Origin of the sequence: Spiroplasma sp. Moj (genome assembly GCF_016082285.1) — a bacterium.
GTDB lineage: Bacteria > Bacillota_I > Bacilli_A > Mycoplasmatales > Mycoplasmataceae > Spiroplasma > Spiroplasma phoeniceum.
The window spans coordinates 1-2,086 of record NZ_MQTY02000141.1 but is presented as its reverse complement, the minus strand read 5'-3'; the positions used below and the strand labels follow the sequence as shown (position 1 = coordinate 2,086).

Genomic DNA, 2,086 nt, shown 5'->3' with positions numbered 1-2,086 from the left:
AGGTTTATTACCTAGTTATGCAAAATCACTGGCTAATTTAACAACTTTAAAGAAAATGTTTCGTACTTTTCAAGAAGAAGGTATTGATTTAACTACGATAGATTTAGAAGCATATTATACACAATTAGAAGTTGATGCTTTAATAGAAAAAGAAAAAACTAAGATTGACAATAAAAGTATTGTTAAAAATAACAATAATGAAATAAATGTTCCGTTTGATAATGATACTATTTATGAAGAAAATGGTGTCTGAAAAGCAAAACAAAGTGGCGGTAGTGATATTAAAATTGATAATAAAACAATTATTAAAAATACTGCTGATGAATTAATGGTTTCAGATTTAAAACAAAATAAAATAACTTTATTACCTAATAGTAGTGGTCGTGCTAATGCTGATTTTAATGCTGAAAATGGGGAATTAAGAATTTGAGACTCTAGTTTTGAAGGTGGTAAAAATACTGCTGATTATATNATTATTGATAGTACAGTTGCGGGAATTGAAAGTACTGATGATACATTTGGTACTACCAAATATTTAGATAAATTTTATTTACAGAAAAAAGATTTACCTAAAATACCAAATGATTGAGAAGTTGTTGATGCTAGTGATTTTATTCAAGATTCTAAAGGATATAAAATTAAAAATTTTAATAAGTCAGAATATTATTATCGTTTATGGTGTTATACAACGCTTGAGATAGAACTATATATAATTACGCATATAAATTTTAAAGGTCAATTAGCAAGTGGAATATCATATGGAAATAATCCAAGTGGTTGAATTACCATTCAATTATTTTCCAACGGTGAGTTTAAATTATCATCAATATCAAATAGTGTTGAAATTAAAGGATTGTATATTGAAAGAAAAAAGTAAGTTAGGAAGGAGATGTTTTTATGCCAAAAGTAGAAGTTAAAGATGTAATTATGTTTTTGAAAATCTTTGGAGTTTCATCATTGTTTTTTATCGCAGGAATTATTATTTGTTTTATAGGACCTACTAAATTAGGGATTGGTTGACCTGCATATGTAATTATTGGTGCAATGCTTAATGGTTTTGGGGTTGTTGTTTTAATTATTGAAACTATTAGATTTATCAAAATTCATAACAAACAACAAAAACAAGATAGTATTGAAGATGTTATTAAAAAAGAAGATACAAAATAAAGAGGTGTTATAAATGGGATTGTTACCAGCCAAAAAGAAATTAAAAAAAGAATATGATATTAATAGTTACTATCTTAATTTAGCATCAACGATTACTAATCGTAAAAATGTTACTGTTCAAAAACATAATGAGATTTTAGAAAAAAGAATTTGTGAAGATAATGCTAATTTTTTAAATCCGCGAGATTTAGAAATTAGCATTTATAATCCACTTACTAATCAACAATTAGATACTAAATTAATTAATAACTTTTTAAAAATGCAAGACTTTACTAATAAGAATTGATATAACGAATATAAAATTAATAAGAATGGTAAAGGTGCATATTTTATTTTTGCTAATNATNNAAAAATTTTTTAATTTTATTGTATAAACGTATGCACATAAAGGCTATACTTTTATGTTAGGATATACCTTATGTTATATCTTTATGTATATATATTTTTTTTATCGAAGCTTAACTGTGTATAATTAATTTTATTTCAAAAATTCTTTAGTATTGCAAATTTATCAGAAATAGCTTCAGATTTGCACCTATTATATATTGGGACTTGCAGTTCTAGTTTGAGAGCTTCAACTAGAAAAGTTGGTCATTTAAAATTGAATTCAGTTGGGAAACCTGCGGCTAACCAAGATATTTATTGAAAAACTTTTCGAAAGTCAAGAAAGTTAAATGTAAAGCTCCAAAAATATTCGCATTTGATATTCATAAATTCATAAATTCATATTAAACTTGTGAGTTATTCAAATTAGCTGACAATTGTTCCTGCCAGAAGAAGGCGAACAACAAGAAATATGTTAAAAAATGAAATGGTACAATTTATGGTCTAAGTGTGTGTGATTGTTGGTGTGTGTGTGTGTGTGTATTGGTGTGCTAGGCTATGGCTGTGTAAATCTTTACACACACGCGCAAATTGC

Annotated in this window: 1 protein-coding gene; it reads left to right on the top strand. The window is 26.2% G+C overall.

Annotation, left to right across the window (positions count from 1 at the left end; genetic code table 4):
- The first annotated feature begins 897 nt into the window (after nt 1–897).
- The gene (locus BST80_RS05110) at nt 898–1,167 is read left to right on the top strand and encodes a hypothetical protein (protein WP_415746259.1); all 270 of its coding nucleotides are present in this window, start codon (nt 898–900) and stop codon (nt 1,165–1,167) included.
- Nucleotides 1,168–2,086: the final 919 nt, after the last annotated feature.